Origin of the sequence: Pseudomonas sp. FP453, from assembly GCF_030687495.1 — a bacterium.
GTDB lineage: Bacteria > Pseudomonadota > Gammaproteobacteria > Pseudomonadales > Pseudomonadaceae > Aquipseudomonas.
In genome coordinates this window covers 5,411,670-5,426,373 of sequence record NZ_CP117435.1, presented here as the reverse complement: position 1 = coordinate 5,426,373, position 14,704 = coordinate 5,411,670, and the positions used below count along the sequence as shown (strand labels likewise).

General features: G+C 62.5%; 14 protein-coding genes. 8 read left to right on the top strand and 6 right to left on the bottom strand.

Annotation, left to right across the window (positions count from 1 at the left end; translation table 11 throughout):
- The first annotated feature begins 10 nt into the window (after positions 1–10).
- Both yedA and PSH87_RS24670 read left to right on the top strand, forming a co-directional pair.
- Positions 11–907, top strand: coding sequence for a drug/metabolite exporter YedA (gene yedA, locus PSH87_RS24675; RefSeq protein ID WP_017737386.1), 897 nt, complete (start codon positions 11–13; stop codon positions 905–907).
- 47 nt (positions 908–954) lie between these two features.
- Positions 955–2,289: a DEAD/DEAH box helicase gene (locus PSH87_RS24670; RefSeq protein ID WP_017737387.1), complete on the top strand. Its 1,335-nt coding sequence runs from the start codon at positions 955–957 to the stop codon at positions 2,287–2,289.
- 121 nt (positions 2,290–2,410) lie between these two features.
- Here the strand turns inward: PSH87_RS24670 and PSH87_RS24665 are convergent, their stop codons facing one another.
- The gene (locus PSH87_RS24665) at positions 2,411–3,637 is read right to left on the bottom strand and encodes a TIGR03862 family flavoprotein (RefSeq protein WP_305431456.1); all 1,227 of its coding nucleotides are present in this window, start codon (positions 3,635–3,637) and stop codon (positions 2,411–2,413) included.
- 171 nt (positions 3,638–3,808) lie between these two features.
- Complete coding sequence (locus PSH87_RS24660; protein ID WP_017737389.1) at positions 3,809–4,729, bottom strand: histone deacetylase; 921 nt, start codon at positions 4,727–4,729, stop codon at positions 3,809–3,811.
- Positions 4,730–4,804: 75 nt separating this feature from the next.
- On the opposite strand from PSH87_RS24660, the gene PSH87_RS24655 reads away from it, so the two are divergent.
- The 3 genes from PSH87_RS24655 to PSH87_RS24645 are packed head-to-tail and all read left to right on the top strand — an operon-like array spanning position 4,805 to position 6,866.
- Positions 4,805–5,374, top strand: coding sequence for a GNAT family N-acetyltransferase (locus PSH87_RS24655; RefSeq protein ID WP_017737390.1), 570 nt, complete (start codon positions 4,805–4,807; stop codon positions 5,372–5,374).
- Between the two features lie 38 nt (positions 5,375–5,412).
- Positions 5,413–6,282 (top strand): acyl-CoA thioesterase II, encoded by an 870-nt coding sequence (tesB, locus tag PSH87_RS24650; RefSeq protein WP_017737391.1) that lies wholly within the window; start codon positions 5,413–5,415, stop codon positions 6,280–6,282.
- Positions 6,279–6,866: an HAD family hydrolase gene (locus tag PSH87_RS24645; protein WP_305431454.1), complete on the top strand. Its 588-nt coding sequence runs from the start codon at positions 6,279–6,281 to the stop codon at positions 6,864–6,866. Before tesB ends, PSH87_RS24645 begins: the two co-directional genes overlap by 4 nt.
- 133 nt (positions 6,867–6,999) lie before the next feature.
- On the opposite strand, the gene PSH87_RS24640 is transcribed toward PSH87_RS24645, so the two are convergent.
- Genes PSH87_RS24640 through PSH87_RS24630 form a run of 3 tightly spaced genes read right to left on the bottom strand, consistent with a single transcriptional unit; the run spans position 7,000 to position 9,333 of the window.
- Complete coding sequence (locus PSH87_RS24640) at positions 7,000–7,974, bottom strand: alpha/beta hydrolase (protein ID WP_305431452.1); 975 nt, start codon at positions 7,972–7,974, stop codon at positions 7,000–7,002.
- The gene (locus PSH87_RS24635) at positions 7,975–8,862 is read right to left on the bottom strand and encodes a neutral zinc metallopeptidase (protein WP_207043215.1); all 888 of its coding nucleotides are present in this window, start codon (positions 8,860–8,862) and stop codon (positions 7,975–7,977) included. It lies immediately after the preceding gene.
- 57 nt (positions 8,863–8,919) lie between these two features.
- Positions 8,920–9,333, bottom strand: coding sequence for a lipoprotein (locus PSH87_RS24630; RefSeq protein ID WP_017737395.1), 414 nt, complete (start codon positions 9,331–9,333; stop codon positions 8,920–8,922).
- 183 nt (positions 9,334–9,516) lie between these two features.
- Here PSH87_RS24630 and PSH87_RS24625 point away from each other — a divergent pair, with 183 nt between their 5' ends.
- Positions 9,517–10,395, top strand: coding sequence for a DMT family transporter (locus PSH87_RS24625; protein WP_017737396.1), 879 nt, complete (start codon positions 9,517–9,519; stop codon positions 10,393–10,395).
- Between the two features lies 1 nt (position 10,396).
- Here the strand turns inward: PSH87_RS24625 and PSH87_RS24620 are convergent, their stop codons facing one another.
- Positions 10,397–11,731, bottom strand: a complete 1,335-nt coding sequence (locus PSH87_RS24620; RefSeq protein WP_017737397.1) for an MFS transporter — start codon at positions 11,729–11,731, stop codon at positions 10,397–10,399.
- A 212-nt stretch (positions 11,732–11,943) separates the two neighbouring features.
- On the opposite strand from PSH87_RS24620, the gene quiC reads away from it, so the two are divergent.
- On the top strand, positions 11,944–13,845 hold the full coding sequence (quiC, locus tag PSH87_RS24615; protein WP_305431450.1) for a 3-dehydroshikimate dehydratase QuiC: 1,902 nt from the start codon (positions 11,944–11,946) through the stop codon (positions 13,843–13,845).
- Positions 13,846–13,925: 80 nt separating this feature from the next.
- Positions 13,926–14,591 carry a TetR/AcrR family transcriptional regulator gene (locus PSH87_RS24610; RefSeq protein ID WP_305431449.1) on the top strand — a complete coding sequence of 222 codons (666 nt, stop codon included), beginning with the start codon at positions 13,926–13,928 and terminating at the stop codon, positions 14,589–14,591.
- Positions 14,592–14,704 lie beyond the last annotated feature (113 nt).

The following is a 14,704-nucleotide window of genomic DNA, read 5'->3' as shown; positions in this document are numbered from 1 at the left end:
GAGCCACCCAATGCCTGGCCCAAGTCGCTTTCCCTTACCGTTGATCGCCGCCTTTTTTGCGTTGTATGTGATTTGGGGTTCCACCTACCTGGTGATCCGCATCGGCGTGGAGTACTGGCCGCCGTTGATGCTCGGCGGGATTCGCTTTTTGGCGGCGGGGGCGGTGATGTATGGCTATCTGCGCTGGCGCGGGGTGCCGGCGCCGACGTGGGAGCAGTGGAAGGCGTGCGCGAAGATCGGCATTTTGCTGCTGACCTTCGGCAACGGCGCGGTGACGTTGGCCGAGCATTCCGGGGTGTCGTCCGGGGTGGCCGCGCTGGCGGTGGCGACGGTGCCGTTGTTTACCTTGCTCTGTGGTTATTTCTGGGGCGCGCGTAATACCCGTCTGGAGTGGGCCGGGGTAATTCTGGGGATTGCCGGTATCGCCATGCTCAATATGGGCAGCACCTTGCAATCGAGCCCGATGGGCGCTGCTTTGTTGCTGTTTGCCGCCGCTTCGTGGGCGTTCGGCTCGGTGTGGAGCCGGCGTCTGCCGTTGCCCCAAGGCGCAATGGCCAGTGCGGCGGAGATGTTGGTGGCGGGCGTTACGCTGTTGATCGGCAGCGCGCTGACCGGTGAACGCCTGCAAGCCATGCCGCCGTTGGAGGGCTGGCTGGCCCTGGCGTACCTGGCCGTGTTCGGTTCGATCATCGCCTTCAACGCCTATATGTACCTGCTCAAACACGTGCGTCCGGCAGCGGCGACCAGTTACGCCTATGTGAACCCAGCGGTGGCGGTGTTGCTCGGGATCGTATTCGTCGGCGAAACCATCGGCATGGAAGAAGCCCTGGCGATGCTGGTGATCATCAGCGCGGTCCTGCTGATCAGCCTGCCCCAGTGGCGCAAGCCCAAGCCCGAAATAAGGTAAACTGCGGCGCATTGCGTGCTTGCGCTGAATTTTCCTACGGTAACTACATGACTTTCGCCTCCCTTGGCCTGATCGAACCCTTGCTGCGCGCCCTTGAGACGCTTGGCTACCAGACCCCGACGCCGGTGCAGGCGCAAGCCATTCCGGCGGTGTTGGCCGGTCGCGACCTGATGGCTGCGGCCCAGACCGGTACCGGCAAGACCGCCGGTTTCGCCTTGCCGTTGCTGCAACTGCTGACCATGGAAGGGCCGAAAGTCGCCGCCAACTCGGCGCGTGCACTGATCCTGTGCCCGACCCGCGAGCTGGCCGAGCAGGTCCACGCCAGCGTCGCCGAGTACGCGCAAAACCTGCCGCTGACCACTTACGCGGTATACGGCGGCGTGAGCATCAACCCGCAGATGATGAAGCTGCGCAAGGGCGTCGACATTCTGGTCGCCACCCCTGGCCGCCTGATCGACCTGTTCCGCCAGAACGCGCTGAAGCTCAACCAGCTGCAAACCCTGGTGCTGGACGAAGCCGACCGCATGCTTGACCTGGGCTTCTCCGAAGAGCTGGCGAACATCTACCGCATGCTGCCGAAAAAGCGTCAGACCCTGCTGTTCTCCGCGACGTTCTCCGATGACATCCGCCTGCTCGCCGGGCAGATGCTCAACGACCCGCTGAGCATCGAAGTCAGCCCGCGCAACGTTGCTGCCAACACCGTGAAACAGTGGGTGGTGCCGGTGGACAAGAAGCGCAAGCCTGAGCTGTTTGTGCACCTGATGCGCAAGGGCCGCTGGAAGCAGGTGCTGGTGTTCGCCAAGACCCGCAACGGCGTGGATGCGCTGGTGGACAAGTTGCAGGGCCTGGGCATCAACGCCGATGGCATCCATGGCGACAAACCCCAAGCCACGCGCCAACGCGCGCTGGACCGCTTCAAGTCGAGCGACGTGCAGATCCTGGTGGCCACCGACGTGGCGGCCCGTGGCCTGGATATCGAAGACCTGCCGCTGGTGGTCAACTTCGACCTGCCGATCGTGGCTGAGGACTACATCCACCGCATCGGCCGGACCGGTCGTGCGGGCAACACCGGTGAGGCGATTTCCCTGGTGTGTGCCGATGAAGTGAACATGCTGTCGGCCATCGAGATGCTCACGCGTCAGACGTTGACCCGCAAGATGGAGCCGGACTTCGAACCGGAGCACCGCGTGCCGGACACCGATGCCAGCGGGCAGGTGGTGAAGAAACCGAAAAAGCCGAAGAAGCCGAAAACTTCCGGTGGTGGCGGTAAGCGCAACCTGGGCAAGTGGGTGGACAGCGGGGAAGTGGCGCCGTCGGAGCCTTCGATCAAGCCGGTGCGCAAGGTGCCGGTGTTTAATACCGGGCCGCGTAAGAAGAAGTGATTTTGCGCTGTAGCTGATGGCCTCATCGCAGGCAAGCCAGCTCCCACATTTTGATGTGTGAACACCGTCAAATGTGGGAGCTGGCTTGCCAGCGATAGCGGCATCGAATCCACCACTAATCTCAGCGCTTAAGCCACTCCACCATCCCCCGCCCAGCCGCTCGCCCGCTGGCAAAACACCCCGTCAGCAAATACCCGCCCGTCGGCGCTTCCCAGTCCAGCATCTCCCCCGCACAAAACACCCCGGGCAATTGCTTGAGCATCAAGCGCTCATCCAGCGCTTCGAACGGCACGCCGCCAGCGGTGCTGATCGCTTCGTCCATTGGCCGGGTTTTCACCAGGGGCAGCGGCAGGGCCTTGATTGCGGCGGCTAGCAGCATTGGATCGTTGAAGTGTTCGGCAGGCGCCAGCTCGCGCAACAGCGCTGCCTTGACGCCATCCAGCCCCAACTGGCTGTGCAAATGCTTGCTCATCGAACGCGAACCACGGGGTTTGGCCAGCGCGGCTTGAATCTTGTCCACAGGCTTGCTCGGCAACAGGTCGATATGCACCGTGGCCGAGCCGGTTTGGTTGATCGCTTCACGAATCGGTGCCGACAGGGCGTAGATCAGGCTGCCCTCGATACCGGTGGCGGTGACCACGCACTCGCCGAGCCGGAGTTTGTCGTCACTCAGGCCGATCGCGACATTCTTCAACGGTGCGCCAGCGAATTTGCTGACCATCAATTCACTCCAGGCCGACACCTCGAACCCGCAGTTGCTGGGTTGCAGCGGCACATTGCATACACCTCGGTCTTCCAGCAACTTGAGCCAGGCGCCGTCAGAGCCCAGGCGCGACCAACTGCCGCCGCCGAGGGCCAGCAGCACCGCATCGCTGTGGACAGTTTTCTCGCCGTCGGGACTGTGGATAAGTAAATCACCGCTGGCATTCCAGCCCGTCCAGCGATGGCGGGTGTGGATAACCACGCCCTGGTCCCGCAGGCGCTTGAGCCAGGCGCGCAACAGCGGCGCGGCTTTCATGTCGGTAGGAAACACCCGGCCGGAGGTGCCGACAAAGGTTTCGATACCCAGGCCGTGTATCCATTCGCACAACGCCTCGGCGCCAAACCCACGCAGCAGCGGGGCCATGTGCGGTGCACGTTCGGCATAGCGCGACAGGAAAGCCGGGTAAGCCTCGGAATGGGTAATGTTCATGCCGCCCACGCCGGCCAGCAGGAATTTTCGCCCCACGGAAGGCATGCCGTCGTACACATCCACGCGTAGCCCCGCCTGGCTCAAGACTTCGGCGGCCATCAGCCCGGCAGGGCCGCCGCCGATGATGGCGACGTGTTGAGGTGGGGTCTGGGGCATGGCAAGGGCTACGGTCGACTAAACAGGGCGAGCATTCTACCCGACGAGAACACAAACGACTGATCAAAAAATGTACAGCTTCCTACAAGCTATACAGTTACTGGCTCACAGAGGCTTACGCTCAAGTTATCCACAGGCCGTTCCACAGGCATTGTGGGTAACGCCCACAACTTAATGACAGCCTGATGACGCCCACACCCGCTGTGCGCTGTGGTGCAGGATGCCGTGGCGACGGGCCAGGGCAGGGCGGTCCTTGCTGTAGCCGCCGCCGATCACGCCCATCACCGGGATATCGCGGCCCAGGCAGTGGCGCATCACGCTTTCATCGCGGGCGGCGACGCCTTGGTCTGTCAGTTTGAGGTAACCGAGGGCGTCGTCCTTGTGCACATCGACGCCGGCGTCGTACAGCACCAGGTCTGGCTGGTAGAGCGGCAGCAGGTAGTTGAGCGCGTCGTCCACCACCTTGAGGTAATCTCCGTCGCCCATGCCCATGGGCAGCGGGATATCCCAATCACTCTGGGCCTTGCGCGCGGGGAAGTTTTTTTCGCAGTGCAGCGACACGGTGATGGCGTCCGGCGTGTCGTGGAGGATGCGTGCGGTGCCATCACCCTGGTGCACGTCGCAGTCGAAGATCAGCACGCGGTTGACCCGGCCGCTGGCCAGCAGGTAATGGCTGATCACCGCGAGGTCATTGAAGATGCAGAAGCCGGCCGGGTAATCGTAGTGGGCGTGGTGGGTGCCACCGGCCAGGTGGCAGGCGAGGCCGTGCTCCAGCGCCTGTTCGGCGGCGAGGATGGAGCCGCCGACCGCACGCACGGTGCGCCGGGCGAGGGCTTCGTTCCACGGCAGGCCGAGGCGGCGCTGGTCTTCGCGGGACAATTCGCCGCCCATGTAGCGTGCGATGTAGCCAGGATCGTGGGCCAGGGCCAGGATCTCGGGTGGGCACAACTGCGGGCGCAGCAGTTGGCTGTCCTCGGTCAACCCGCTGGACACGAGGTGGTCACGCAACAGGCGGAACTTGTCCATGGGGAAGCGGTGGTCCGCCGGGAACTCGGGGCTGTAGTCGTCGTGGTAGATCAGTGGCAAAGGCATGGGATTTTCTGATGGGAACCTGCGACGGATCTTACCCGCGTTGTACACTCACGCACATCGCAAGGGAGGGGACCCATGGAGCCGATACTCGAACTGGAAAGCGCACGGCTGGTGCTGCGCCAATGGCGCGACAGCGACCTGCCGGAGTTTGCGCGCATGTGCGCCGACGACCAGGTGATGCGCTACTTCCCGGCCAAGTTGAGCCACCTGGAAAGCGCCGCGCTGATCGGGCGGATCCGTGGCCACTTCGCCGAATACGGCTTTGGCCTGTGGGCCTTGCAGCGCAAGGATACAGGCGAGTTCATCGGCCTCACCGGGCTGCTGAATGTCGGCTTTGACGCGGCGTTCACCCCGGCGGTCGAGATCGGCTGGCGCCTGGCCCGCGAGCACTGGGGCCTGGGTTACGCGAGCGAGGCGGCCTGGACTGCATTACGCGCGGGATTCGATCGCTTGCAACTGGATGAAATCGTCGCTTTCACCACCGAAGCCAACATGCCCTCACAAAAAGTCATGCAGGCCATCGGTATGCATTACGATCCCCAGGCAGATTTTGCACACCCCAAGGTCGCAGCCGATGACCCGCTGCGCCATCATGTGTTGTACCGCATCACCCGCGCCCAATGGTTGGACACGCTGCACGGATAAGCAGCCCGGAATGCCCCATAGATTGTAGGAGTTGCTCTATGAGCCAAGTATTGGAAGATCTGGTGGACCTGCTGACCCTGGAGCCGATCGAGGAAAACCTCTTTCGCGGCCGCAGCCAGGACCTGGGTTTTCGCCAACTGTTCGGCGGCCAGGTGCTCGGCCAGTCGCTGTCGGCTGCCAGCCAGACCGTAGAAGAAGCGCGGCACGTGCACTCCCTGCATGGTTATTTCCTGCGCCCCGGCGATGCAAAATTGCCGGTGGTGTATTCGGTGGACCGCGTACGTGATGGCGGCAGCTTCAGCACGCGCCGCGTCACCGCGATCCAGAAGGGCCACCCGATCTTCACCTGCAGCGCCTCGTTCCAGTACGACGAAGAGGGCTTTTCGCACCAGAGCACCATGCCCGTGGTGGTCGGCCCGGAAAACCTGCCGTCAGAGCTGGAGCTGACCCAGCAACGCGCGCACCTGATCCCCGAGCACATGCGCGACAAGCTGCTGTGCCCCAAGCCCATCGAAGTGCGCCCGGTCACCGAAAAAGACCCGTTCAACCCGCAGCCGTCCGACCCGGTCAAGTACGTATGGTTTCGTGCCGATGGCGCCCTGGCCGACACGCCTGCGCTGCATAAATACCTGCTGGCCTACGCCTCGGATTTCGGCTTGCTGACCACCTCGCTGCTGCCCCATGGCAAGACCGTGTGGCAGAAAGACATGCAGGTCGCCAGCCTCGACCACGCGCTGTGGTTCCACGCCGACCTGCGCGCGGACGACTGGTTGCTCTACGCCATGGACAGCCCGTGGGCCGGCAATTCCCGTGGCTTCTCCCGAGGCAGCGTGTACAACCGCGCCGGGCAACTGGTGGCGTCGGTGACCCAGGAAGGCTTGATCCGCCATCGCAAGGATTGGGCATGAGCCTGTCAGACGTTAAACATTGGGTGTTCGACATGGACGGCACCCTGACGGTGGCCGTGCATGATTTTGCGGCGATTCGCGAGGCGCTGGAGATTCCGCCTGAGGACGACATCCTCACCCACCTGGCGGCTTTGCCCCAGGAGGTTGCGGCGGCCAAGCATGCGTGGTTGCTGGAACATGAGCGCGAGCTGGCGCTGGGTTCGGTGGCTGCAGAGGGCGCCGTGGAACTGGTGCGTGAGCTGGCCGGGCGTGGTTATCGCTTGGGCATCCTGACGCGTAATGCGCGGGAACTGGCACACATCACTCTGGAGGCGATTGGCTTGGCGGACTGCTTTGCCATCGAAGATGTACTGGGGCGTGATGATGCCAAGCCGAAGCCGGATCCTGATGGATTGTTGAAACTGGCGGCGGCGTGGGATGTGGCGCCCGGCGAGATGGTGATGGTGGGGGATTACCGCTTTGACCTGGATTGCGGCCGGGCGGCGGGGACGCGCACGGTGTTGGTGAATTTGCCGGAGAACCCGTGGCCGGCGCTTGTCGACTGGCATGCTGAGGATTGCGCGGCCTTGCGCCGGATGATCTAGATAGGCCTCTGCAGATCAAATGTGGGAGCTGGCTTGCCTGCGATAGCTAACGGTCAGTTGAAATATGTTCAGCTGACCCACCGCAATCGCAGGCAAGCCAGCTCCCACATTTTTGATTGGGTTTCTTCAGTTGTTATTGGGCAAACAACACCTTCTGCCCCTGCGGCGACGTAAACATCCCATCCCCGTTATGCCCCACCCCCGGCACCTCAACCAACCGATGCCCCAACTGCGGATGCCGCTGCTTGAGGTAGTCAAAATAGTTGTGCCCACGAATCAACCGATACGCACCCTGGGTTTCGGCCTCGCAGCCTTTATCCAGCGCGTGATGATTCGGGTCGGTGTCCTGCTGGCCCAGCAGGTAAGTGACGTCGCGTGACACGTAAGCCTGCTCAAGCTGCGCCGGGCTCTGGCCCTTGGCATAGGTCGGCAAGTTCCGCATGCCGTATTTCCAGTCGTTGAAACCCGGGCAACTGGCCGCATCGAATTTCATTGGCCGCTGCGGGCTGAAGTAGGCGTAGGACGAAGGATTCGCCACCACATACCGCAGGCCGATGCCTTCGGTTTGCAGCTTCGGATGGTCGTGGCTGGTGAGGGCAAAGCGCTGCACCACCTGGCCGCCACCGGAATGTCCGGCCACCACGATTTCCTTCAGCGCCGGGAACAGCTTGCGGTTGCCCAAGTGCTTGATGATTTGGTCGAGTGCGCCGTAGGAACTGATGTGGCCCGGGCCGGTGGACGGCTCGCCGGCCATCCAGCCATTGTCGGTCCAGCGCAGGATCTGCTTGTCCAGATGCTCATGCTGCGCATCCGACTCGATCAGAAAACGCGGGGCGATGACCAGGGTGCTGGCGCCTTGTCCGGCATTTTCGGCGGCCTTTTCGCCACTTTCCAGGTAGGTCTGCGCATCGCGCAGGCGACCGTGCACGATGATCAGCGCACGGGTCACGTCGGGTAGCGGCTGGCGCCAATCCTGGCTCAGGCCGACGCTGAGGTCGCCGGCCTCCAGGGGGAATCGATCAAGACTGGCTTCCTTGGCGCCGTGTCCGGCCGCCCAGGTTGAACAACTGACTAACAGGCCCAGCAGCAATCCCAATCGTTTATTCATTTAAAGACTCTTGGCGGAAAAGGTATCGCATTGAGTGATCTGGCCCTGGGCGAAGCCGGTCTTGAACCAGCGTACGCGCTGCGCCGAGGTGCCGTGGGTAAACGAGTCCGGCACCACGCGGCCCTGACCCTGTTGCTGCAAACGGTCATCGCCGATGGCGTTGGCCGCGTTCAGGGCTTCTTCGATGTCGCCGGGTTCCAGCCAGTTCAGGCGTTTTTGCGCGCGGTTGGCCCACACCCCGGCGAAGCAGTCGGCTTGCAGTTCCTGGCGTACCAGCAGGCCGCCGTCGCCCTGCATCTGCCGGCCCTGCTGGCGTGCGGCCTGGATTTTCGACGAGATACCCAGCAACGTCTGCACATGGTGCCCGACTTCGTGGGCGATCACGTAGGCCTGGGCGAAGTCGCCCGCAGCCTGGAAGCGTTGGGACATTTCGCGGAAGAAATCCAGGTCCAGGTACACCTGCTGGTCTGCCGGGCAATAGAACGGGCCGCTGGCCGATGTGGCCCCACCGCAAGCGGAATTCACCCGGCCGCGGAACAGGATCAGTTTCGGGTTCTTGTAGGCCAGGCCGTTTTCCTGGAACACCTGGGCCCAGGTGTCTTCGGTATCGCCGAGCACCGCGCGGACAAAATCCGCCTGCTCATCGTTGGCCGGCGGCGCCTGGCGCGTCTGGGTGCTGACCGACGGCGCCTGCTCCATCTGGCCGGTGAGCTGGCCGAGGATCTGCAACGGGTCCTGGCCGGTCAGCCAGCCAATGCCGACGATCAGCACGATGGCGGTCAGGCTCAGGCCCTTGCCACCGCCAAAGCGCATGCCGCCACCGCCGCCGCCACTGTCATCGCGGGCATCCACCACGTTGTCGCTGCGTCGGCCTTTTTTCCATAGCATGGGGGCAATCCTCTCGGTGAACGGTCCTACAAGTAAGTGGGATGAGTATGGACGTTATTAGCGGCAGTAGCCTTCGCCGGTTGCCACGATCAGGCAGTCCTTTTTATCCGCCAGCCACTTCAGGCCGGTGGCTTCGCCGTCACCGGCGCGCAGCAGTTGCGGGCCGTCCGGGCGGGTGAAGGCGATGCCGTCTTCGGCGGCTTCACCTTTGAAGGTGCCCGAGTCGTCGGCGTCGAGGCCGTATTGCATGGTGAGGAGGTAGTGACCCCGGCCGATGCTGTCGTCCTTGGCGATGGTCAGGTGCAGGCCCTCGACGCCCACCCACTTGCCGACCCATTGGTCGGTGGGCGGGGTTGCTGGCACCAGCGTCGCTTGCACGGAGGCGGGCGCGGGTTTTGGTGCTTCCTTGGCTTCCTGGTTGCAAGCGGCAAGCAGGGCGACGGCAGACAGAACGAACAGGGTTTTTTTCATAGCGGCAGGCCTTGGTTAAAAAGTGCGCAACGTACGGGCGAACGTGGGACGTTGGACTCGAATCCGGTGATTTAGTGCGCTGTTCGCACAGTGTTTGGTTATGCTCTTGGGGCAGACGCAGGCCCGGCTGCTAGATTACCGGGTTGAGCAGCCCGCGTTCAGCCCGTCATGCAAGAGAACTCAATGACCGTCAGCACTCCTCTCTCCGGCGTCAACCACCCCTTCAAAGGCATTTTGCTGATTGTGGTGGCCACTTTCCTGTTCTCCAGCCACGACGCCTTGTCCAAATACCTCGCCGGGTTCTACCCGATCGTGATGGTGGTGTGGGCGCGCTACCTGGTGCACACCTTGCTGATGGCCGGGATTTTCCTGCCGCAATCGGGCCTTCGCGTGCTGCGCAGCAAACGGCCGGGCATGCAGGTGGTGCGGGCGTTGTGCCTGTTGGGCACCAGCCTGTTCTTTACGGCGGCGTTGCATTACATCCCCCTGGCAGAAGCCACGGCGGTGAACTTCCTCGCGCCGATCCTGGTGACAGCCCTCTCGGTGCCGCTGCTCGGCGAGCACGTCACGCGCGGCCAGTGGCTGGCGGTGATCTGCGGGTTTGTCGGCGTGTTGATCATCATCCACCCCGGCGGCGAGCTGTTCACCCCGGCGGTGCTGCTGCCGCTGTGTTCGGCGCTGTTCTTCTGCTTCTACCAGTTGCTCACGCGCATCCTCAGCCAATACGACACACCAACCACCAGCAACTTCTTCGCCGGCCTGTGCAATACCTTGGTGATGAGTGCGCTGGTGCCGTTCTTCTGGCAGATCCCGACGCTGTGGCACGGTGTGTTGATGCTGGCGCTGGGCACCTGCGGGATGACCGCGCATTTGCTGTTGACCCAGGCGTTCCGCTTCGCGGCGCCGGCCTTGCTGGCGCCGTTCGGCTATTGCCAGATCGTGTTTGCGGGGTTGTTGGGCTGGCTGGTGTTCAACCATACCCCCGATGTGACCACGGTGGTCGGCATCGGGGTGATCTGCATGAGCGGGCTGGCCGCTGCCTGGCAGCAGCGGCGTAGGTAGATTAAACGTCTACGGTAGGAATCTTGCGCGGGGCCATGAAGTACATCCAGGTCAGCGCAATGAAGTACATCGCCGGGATCAGGGTGAACAACACGGTGTAGTTGTTGTTGGTCACGGTGAGGATGTGGCCGACGATCTGGGTCATGAACATGCCGCCGATGGCCGCGCACATGCCGCCGAAGCCGAACACCGTGCTCATCATGTGCTTGGGCGTGTAGTCCATCACCAGGCTCCAGATGTTGGCGGTCCAGGCCTGGTGCGCACCGATGGCCAGGGAGATGGCAAACACCGCGACCCACAGTTGGCTGGAACCAGCGGCCATGATCACGCCGACGATGCAGCAGGCGAACAGCAGCATCGACAGCAAGCGCGCCTTGATCGAGTTCATGCCACGGCCGATCAGGAACGACGACAGAATCCCCCCACCCACACTGCCGAAGTCGGCTGTCAGATAGATGATGATCAGCGGGATGCCCATCTGGGTCACGTTGATGCCCAGGTTGTATTGCTGGTTCAGGAACGGCGGCAACCAATACAGGTAGAACCAGAACACCGGCGCGGTCAGCGCGTAGGCAATGGCGAAGGCCCAAGTGCCGCGCATGCGCAGGATACGGCTGAACGGCACGCCCGGTTGTTCCGGTTCGACTTCCCGTTGCACGTAGTCCAGTTCCGATTGCTTAACGCTCGGATGGTCTTCCGGGTTGTAGTACTTCAAACCCCAGAACACCAGCCAGATCGCGCCCAGCGAAGCCATGCACAGGAACGCGGCTTGCCAGCCCCACACGTGCAGGATCAGCGGCAGCAGCATCGGCGTCATCATCGCGCCGACGTTGGTGCCGGCGTTGAAGATACCAGTGGCCACCGCACGCTCGCCGGCGGGGAACCACAGGCGCGTGGTCTTGACGCAGGCCGGGTAGTTGGCGGCCTCGGTCAGCCCGAGGATAAAGCGGCAGACCATAAAGCCCACTGCCGACGTCGCCAGGCCGTGGGCGCCGGTGGCCAGGCTCCACAACAGCACGGCGCAGAAGAACACGCGTTTGACGCCGACCCGGTCGATCAAGCGGCCTTGCAGCACAAAGCCGATGGCGTAGCCGACCTGGAACCAGAAGTTGATATTGGCGTAGTCCATCGCCGTCCAGCTCATTTCCTTGGCGAGGATCGGTTGCATCACGCCCAGGGCGGCACGGTCGATGTAGTTGAGGGTGGTGGCGAAGAACACCAGGGCCAACATGCCCCAGCGAGTCTTGCCCACGGCCATGGCGCCGCGGATCTTGTCGCCGATGCCGGCGTGCGGGGTGCCGGGGCGCGCGGCCAGGGCGGAATTTTGCAGAGGCATGAGGTCGTACCCGTTTTTTGAAATTTTTATGGTGTGTTCTGGGTCAGGTTGCGGAGTCGATGGTGCGCAGCGGCTAAAAAATCGTCAATTCGCCAAAGCGGCTTAGTGTTCGATAATCGCACCAAAAACTAACCGGTTCGTACATTTTAATTGCTGTGGGTAGACTGGGGGCGAATAATTTGGCGCAAACAATAATTGCCGGGAGTCGCCCCATGCAACGTTCCATTGCCACCGTTTCCTTGAGCGGCACCCTGCCGGAAAAACTCGAAGCCATTGCCGCCGCCGGATTTGATGGCGTGGAGATCTTCGAGAACGACCTGTTGTATTACGACGGCAGCCCCCGCGAAGTTAGGCAAATGTGTGCCGACCTGGGGATTGCCATCACGTTGTTCCAGCCGTTTCGCGACTTTGAAGGCTGCCGCCGCGACCGCCTCGCACGCAACCTGGAGCGCGCCGAACGCAAGTTCGACCTGATGCAGGAGCTGGGCACCGACCTGGTGCTGGTGTGCAGCAACGCGTCCGCCGATTGCGTGGGCGATGAGCGCATTTTGCTCGACGATCTCAGCCTGTTGGCCGAACATGCCGGCCGCCGGGGCTTGCGCATCGGTTACGAGGCGCTGGCCTGGGGCAAGCATGTGAGCACCTGGCAGCAGGTGTGGAACCTGGTGCGCCAGGTCGATCACCCCGCCCTCGGCGTGCTGCTCGACAGCTTCCACACCTTGTCGCTCAAGGGCGACCCGAGTGGCATCGCGCAGATCCCCGGTGACAAGATTTTCTTTGTGCAGATGGCCGACGCGCCGATCCTGGCCATGGATGTGCTGGAGTGGAGCCGGCATTTCCGCTGCTTCCCGGGGCAGGGCGAATTCGACCTGGCGGGCTTTCTTGCACCGATCATCCAGAGTGGCTACACCGGGCCCTTGTCCCTGGAGATTTTCAACGACGGTTTCCGCGCCGCGCCAACGCGGGCGAATGCGGCGGACGGCCTGCGCTCCTTGCTGTACCTGGAAGAGAAGACCCGCGAGCGCCTGCAACAGCAAGCCCCGGCGCAACCCGTGGAAATTCTGTTCGACACGCCGGCCGCCAGTGAGTACGACGGCATCGAGTTCCTTGAATTCGCCGTAGACGAAAGCCTCGGCGCCAAGCTGACCCACTGGCTGGAACGCCTCGGTTTCGTCAAGGCTGGTCAGCATCGCTCAAAGAGCGTGAGCCTGTTGCGCCAGGGCGATATCAACCTGATCCTCAATTGCGAACCCTATTCCTTCGCCCACAACTTTTTCGAGGCGCACGGCCCGTCGTTGTGTGCCACGGCGCTGCGGGTCAAGGACAGCGCCAAGGCCCTGGAGCGGGCGGTGGCTTACAAGGGCCAGCCCTATCGCGGGTTGGTCGGCCCCAATGAGCTGGAACTGGCCGCCGTGCGTGCGCCGGATGGCAGCCTGATTTACCTGGTGGACCCGAGCGAAGGCACGTTGTACGACACCGACTTCAACCTGCAAACCGCGCCGGCGGCCGGTGGCGGCTTGCTGCGCATCGACCATATGGCCATGGCCCTGCCGGCCGACAGCCTCGACAGTTGGGTGCTGTTCTACAAGAGCCTGCTGGATTTCGAGGCCGACGACGAAGTGGTGTTGCCCGACCCGTACGGTTTGGTGAAAAGCCGCGCGCTGCGCAGCCGTTGCAGTTCGATCCGTCTGCCGCTGAATATTTCCGAGAACCGCAACACGGCGATTTCCCACGCGCTATCGAGCTATCGCGGTTCGGGTGTGCACCACATTGCCTTCGACTGCGCGGATATTTTCGCCGAGGTGCGCCGGGCCAAAGACGCGGGCGTGCCGCTGCTGGACATCCCGCTCAACTACTACGATGACCTCGCGGCGCGCTTTGATTTTGACGAGGAGTTCCTCAGCGAGCTGGCGTACTACAACGTGCTGTACGACCGTGATGCCAACGGCGGTGAGCTGTTTCACGTGTACACCGAGCCGTTCGAAGGGCGGTTCTTCTTCGAGATCATCCAGCGCAAGAACGGTTATGCCGGTTACGGCGCGGCCAACGTAGCGGTGCGCTTGGCGGCCATGGCCAAATCCCGCAGCGGTGCGGTGCGCCAAGCGCGGTTGTGAGCAATGGCGCGGTGCTTCCTTCGGGGAGCGCCGCAGCCCATAATCGGCGCCTGCACAATAAAAACGGCCGTGAGCGCACCATGACCCTGACTCCCGACCTCTCCGCTGCGTCCGAAACGCCGCGCAAGAGTCGTAAGAACAACCCGGAAAAGACCCGCGAAAATATCCTGCAGGAAGCGATCGTCGAGTTTGTCCAGCAAGGCCTGTCCGGCGCGCGCGTGGACGCCATCGCCGAGCGCATCCACACCTCCAAACGCATGATCTATTACTACTTCGGCAGCAAGGAGCAGCTGTACGTCGAGGTGCTGGAGAAGCTCTACGGCGACATCCGCAACACGGAAACCCGGATGAATCTCACCGCCCTGGAGCCGCGCGAAGCGATCCGTCGGCTGGTGGAATTCACCTTTGATCACCACGACCAGAACGTGGATTTTGTGCGCATCGTCAGCATCGAAAATATCCACAACGCCGAGTACGTGAAGCGTTCGGAGTCGATCAAGGCGATGAACAGCAACATCCTTGAAGCGCTCGGCACGACGTTACGGCGTGGGGCTGAGATGGGCGTATTTCGTGCGGGGCTGGAGCCGTTGGATGTGCACCTGCTGATCAACTCGTTCAGCTTTTACCGGGTGTCCAACCGCCATACCTTCAGTGAGATTTTCCAGATCGAGCTGTCGGATGATGCCATCAAGCAACGGCATCGGGACATGATTTGTGAGTCGGTGATGCGGTACCTGCAGGCCTGAAACTTCAGATTGGAACACAACCCCTGTGGGAGCGGGCTTGCCCGCGATAGCGGTCTGTCAGATATACATTTTTGGCTGACTCACCGCTATCGCAGGCAAGCCAGCTCCCACAG

Coding starts and splice junctions, on each gene's coding strand:
- yedA (WP_017737386.1), top strand. CDS start 11: ATGCCTGGCCCAAGTCGCTTTCCCTTACCGTTGATCGCCGCCTTTTTT.
- PSH87_RS24670 (WP_017737387.1), top strand. CDS start 955: ATGACTTTCGCCTCCCTTGGCCTGATCGAACCCTTGCTGCGCGCCCTT.
- PSH87_RS24665 (WP_305431456.1), bottom strand. CDS start 3,637: ATGCCCCAGACCCCACCTCAACACGTCGCCATCATCGGCGGCGGCCCT.
- PSH87_RS24660 (WP_017737389.1), bottom strand. CDS start 4,729: ATGCCTTTGCCACTGATCTACCACGACGACTACAGCCCCGAGTTCCCG.
- PSH87_RS24655 (WP_017737390.1), top strand. CDS start 4,805: ATGGAGCCGATACTCGAACTGGAAAGCGCACGGCTGGTGCTGCGCCAA.
- tesB (WP_017737391.1), top strand. CDS start 5,413: ATGAGCCAAGTATTGGAAGATCTGGTGGACCTGCTGACCCTGGAGCCG.
- PSH87_RS24645 (WP_305431454.1), top strand. CDS start 6,279: ATGAGCCTGTCAGACGTTAAACATTGGGTGTTCGACATGGACGGCACC.
- PSH87_RS24640 (WP_305431452.1), bottom strand. CDS start 7,974: ATGAATAAACGATTGGGATTGCTGCTGGGCCTGTTAGTCAGTTGTTCA.
- PSH87_RS24635 (WP_207043215.1), bottom strand. CDS start 8,862: ATGCTATGGAAAAAAGGCCGACGCAGCGACAACGTGGTGGATGCCCGC.
- PSH87_RS24630 (WP_017737395.1), bottom strand. CDS start 9,333: ATGAAAAAAACCCTGTTCGTTCTGTCTGCCGTCGCCCTGCTTGCCGCT.
- PSH87_RS24625 (WP_017737396.1), top strand. CDS start 9,517: ATGACCGTCAGCACTCCTCTCTCCGGCGTCAACCACCCCTTCAAAGGC.
- PSH87_RS24620 (WP_017737397.1), bottom strand. CDS start 11,731: ATGCCTCTGCAAAATTCCGCCCTGGCCGCGCGCCCCGGCACCCCGCAC.
- quiC (WP_305431450.1), top strand. CDS start 11,944: ATGCAACGTTCCATTGCCACCGTTTCCTTGAGCGGCACCCTGCCGGAA.
- PSH87_RS24610 (WP_305431449.1), top strand. CDS start 13,926: ATGACCCTGACTCCCGACCTCTCCGCTGCGTCCGAAACGCCGCGCAAG.